This is a genomic window from Zhongshania sp. (assembly GCF_041623545.1).
Taxonomy (GTDB): Bacteria; Pseudomonadota; Gammaproteobacteria; order Pseudomonadales; family Spongiibacteraceae; genus Spongiibacter.
The window spans coordinates 1-3,530 of the sequence record NZ_JBFJWS010000319.1; the positions used below are offsets into that span (position 1 = coordinate 1).

The window sequence follows — 3,530 nt, forward strand, 5'->3', positions numbered from 1 at the left end:
CAAATCTACAACACCCTCAGCCGCAGCAAGCAGCCGCTAAAACCATTACAAGACGGCAAGATTGGCATGTATGTCTGTGGTATGACGGTATATGACTACTGCCACTTGGGCCATGCTCGGGTGCTTGTTGCCTTTGATGTCATTACGCGTTACTTGCGCGCCAAGGCGTTTGAGGTGAATTATGTGCGTAATATCACCGATATTGACGATAAAATTTTGCGTCGCGCGGCTGAAAACAGCGAGCCTTACGAAGCGCTGACCGAGCGCTTTATTGCTGCCATGAATGAAGATGCTGAGCGCCTTGGTATTATTGCGCCAGACCGCGAGCCACGGGCGACCGCGCATATCGGTGATATTATTGCCATGATCGAGCGTTTGATTGCCAGTGGTCACGCCTATCAGGCTAGCAATGGTGATGTTTATTACCGAGTTACGGCGTTTGCCGATTATGGAAAGCTGTCTGGCAAAAAGCCCGATGAGCTTTTATCTGGTGCACGGATTGCGGTGGACGAAGCCAAGGAAGATCCCCGAGATTTCGCCCTGTGGAAGGCGGTGAGCGACGGTACAACAAGCTGGCCTTCGCCTTGGGGAGAGGGGCGACCAGGTTGGCATATTGAATGCTCGGCGATGTCGACCTGTTGCTTGGGCGAGACCTTTGATATTCACGGCGGGGGGCCGGATTTGGTTTTCCCCCATCACGAAAATGAGATTGCTCAGTCTGAGGCGGCAACGGGTAAAAAATACGCGCAAACCTGGATGCACGCCGGTGCAGTGCGGGTTGATAATGAGAAAATGTCTAAGTCCTTAGGCAATTTTTTTACGATTCGTGAAATCTTAGATAAATATCACCCTGAAGTGGTGCGCTATTTTCTGATCTCAAGTCATTATCGCAGTGCTATTAACTACTCCGAAGAAAATTTGCAGATCGCGAAGCAGAACCTGGAGCGGTTCTATCACGCCTACAAGGGTTTGCCGCCAGTAACGCTAATTCCTTACGCTGACTTGCCTCAAAATAATGATTTTGTGCAGCGCTTTGATGCGGCTATGGCGGATGATTTCAATGTGCCACTGGCGGTTGCCGTTTTGTACGATATGGTGCGCGAGCTGAATACTGCGAAAGAAGCGGGTAACAATGACCTGATACTTTCGCTCGCCCAGCTTCTGAAGTCCCTTGCGGCGGTTTTGGGGGTTTTACAGCTGGAAGCCGATGACTTCTTACAGTCTGGCAGCGCCGATCAGTTGGACGCCGCGAGTATCGAAGCATTGATTGCTGAACGCGTCCAGGCGAAGAAAGATCGTCAGTTCGCACGTGCCGATGAGATTCGGGACTCCCTTAAAGCGCAGGGCGTAATTTTAGAAGACAGTCGGGAAGGTACAACTTGGCGACGGGATTGATTCCCGTCACACTTTTCTAGCGTCTAGCGCGTCGGCCCGCACACGCGTAATGAAATACATAAAAAGCCAAGCAAGTAGATAGCCGCTGATCACCCCGAGGCTATTGGCGAATGCATCTTCATATGATGTGTGTCGGCCGGGGGAGAACTGTTGGACGTATTCCACTGCAATGCTGTACGCGATGATGCCAATACCGCTAGCTAGCCGCCAGCAGTGGTTGCTGGCTAAGGGGTAGGCCAGCATCATAAATAATAGATAGGCGCTAAAGTGCTGAAGCTTATCCCAAACACCCAGTGCCGGGCTTTGTTCTGCGGGGAGCAAAGACATCACGGTGATTATAAGCGCGTAAGCCAAGAACAGTAAGAAGCGGTATTTGCGGCTTAAGATCATTTAGCGCTTCCATAGTCGTCAGGCTGCAGGGCGAGTAGTCTTTTTTGGGCTTCGGCTACCACGATATTGATGTCCGTTTCGTCGGCGTAATCTTCCATGGGGAAGCGCTCATAGTTAAAGCTAATGCTGGTAAAAGGCTTGGGGAGTTTTGTCTTGTCCCAGGTGCTTTCCAAACGCAGGCCCTTGTAGTCTGCGCGTATTAAATACAGGGGTAGTTTGGTTTTGCGGGCTAGCATAACCGCACCTTGTTTCATCTCGTGGCGGGGGCCCCGAGAACCGTCTACGGTAAAAGCGATTGTTTTGCCCTTGCGCGCTGATTTTAATAATTGAAAAAAGGCATCCATACCGCCGCGGCTGCGAGAGCCGAGTGCAACCTCATAGCCGTAACGCTCCATGACCTTGGCAATGGAATAGCCAAAGTGATTTTGCGAAGCGATGGCGGTGACGTCATCATCGCGGAAATAATGAATTAGGGGCATTAATTCATCGTGATAGACCGCCATTACACAAGGCCGCTCAATCTCGAGCTGATTTTTGAAGCGCAATGTGTTCATCACCCAAAAAAGCAACTGCAGAATTTCACATAAGATTCTGCGGGCTATTTTTTGGGCGGTATTGATCTTTTTAGGGGGTTTTAAGCGTCCCATCTAGCACGTCCGGCTCAGGCTCAGGCTTTTTCGCCGGAATCAACACTTTGAAAAATCAAGGTGTTGATAGTCATTGGACCAACGCCGCCGGGTACTGGGGTGTACGCGCTGACACGATCAACCAATGGCCCAAGCTCGATATCGCCAACACCGCCTGGATGGTAGCCAGCGTCAACCACAACAGCGCCATCCTTAATCCAGTCGGCCTTGATAAACTCTGGCTTGCCTACGGCACCCACCAAAATATCGGCCTGCTTAATGATCTCAGGCAAGTTTTGGGTCCGCGAGTGACAAATGGTGACGGTCGCATTGGCTTCTAACAGCATCATGGCCATTGGTTTACCGAGAATAGCGCTGCGACCCACTACAACAGCGTGTTTACCCTCTATGTCGATTTTGTAGTGTTCTAAGATGCGCATAATACCCTTGGGTGTTGCGCAGCCGTAGGCATCTTCGCCCATGGCCATGCGGCCAAACCCAAGGCAGGTGACGCCGTCTACATCCTTATGCAGAGCAATTGCGTCAAAGCAGGCGCGTTCGTCAATTTGCTCAGGTACTGGGTGTTGAAGCAGGATGCCGTGAATATCAGGGTTGTCGTTTAACTCGTTGATTTTGGCGAGTAACTGCTCGGTGGTCGTAGATCCGGGCATTTCAACAGCAAGTGACTCCATGCCAACGCGCCGGCAGGCATTGCCTTTCATCTTTACGTAGGTGGCGGAGGCGGGGTCATCGCCAACTAATATGGTCGCTAATATAGGGCTTCTGCCGGCTGAGCTATTTTTGAGGGCAGTAACCCGTGCTGCCAGTTGTTCTTCCCAGCTTGCCGCCAGTGTTTTGCCATCTAAGATCAAAGCTGCCATTGGAAATAGTCTCGCGAAAAAGGTGATTCAAATTAAGATGTTATTGTCGCATGGCGTGAAACGGCAGGCCAACAAATGAAATGAAATAATTTTCCTAAAAGCGTTGACGGAAACAGGACTGCTGCGTATTATGCCCACCTCCTGTAGCGAGGCATACGGGAAACGAAAAACGGGGTATAGCGCAGTCTGGTAGCGCGCCTGCTTTGGGAGCAGGATGTCGGGAGTTCGAATCTCTCTA

General features: G+C 50.9%; 4 protein-coding genes. 1 reads left to right on the plus strand and 3 read right to left on the minus strand.

What is annotated here, in order from left to right; genetic code table 11:
• Positions 1-1,395, plus strand: a 1,395-nt coding sequence (gene cysS, locus ABYT30_RS17125) for a cysteine--tRNA ligase (RefSeq protein WP_373097656.1), incomplete at its 5' end; no start/stop codon positions are given.
• A 6-nt stretch (positions 1,396-1,401) separates the two neighbouring features.
• Here the strand turns inward: cysS and ABYT30_RS17130 are convergent.
• The 3 genes from ABYT30_RS17130 to folD are packed head-to-tail and all read right to left on the minus strand — an operon-like array spanning position 1,402 to position 3,292.
• The gene (locus ABYT30_RS17130; protein WP_373082869.1) at positions 1,402-1,785 is read right to left on the minus strand and encodes a VanZ family protein; all 384 of its coding nucleotides are present in this window, start codon (positions 1,783-1,785) and stop codon (positions 1,402-1,404) included.
• Entirely contained in the window at positions 1,782-2,432 is a 651-nt protein-coding gene (locus ABYT30_RS17135) for a lysophospholipid acyltransferase family protein (RefSeq protein ID WP_373082871.1), read from the minus strand. Before ABYT30_RS17135 ends, ABYT30_RS17130 begins: the two co-directional genes overlap by 4 nt.
• Before the next feature lie 20 nt (positions 2,433-2,452).
• Positions 2,453-3,292, minus strand: coding sequence for a bifunctional methylenetetrahydrofolate dehydrogenase/methenyltetrahydrofolate cyclohydrolase FolD (gene folD / locus ABYT30_RS17140; RefSeq protein ID WP_373097658.1), 840 nt, complete (start codon positions 3,290-3,292; stop codon positions 2,453-2,455).
• Between the last annotated feature and the right edge of the window lie 238 nt (positions 3,293-3,530).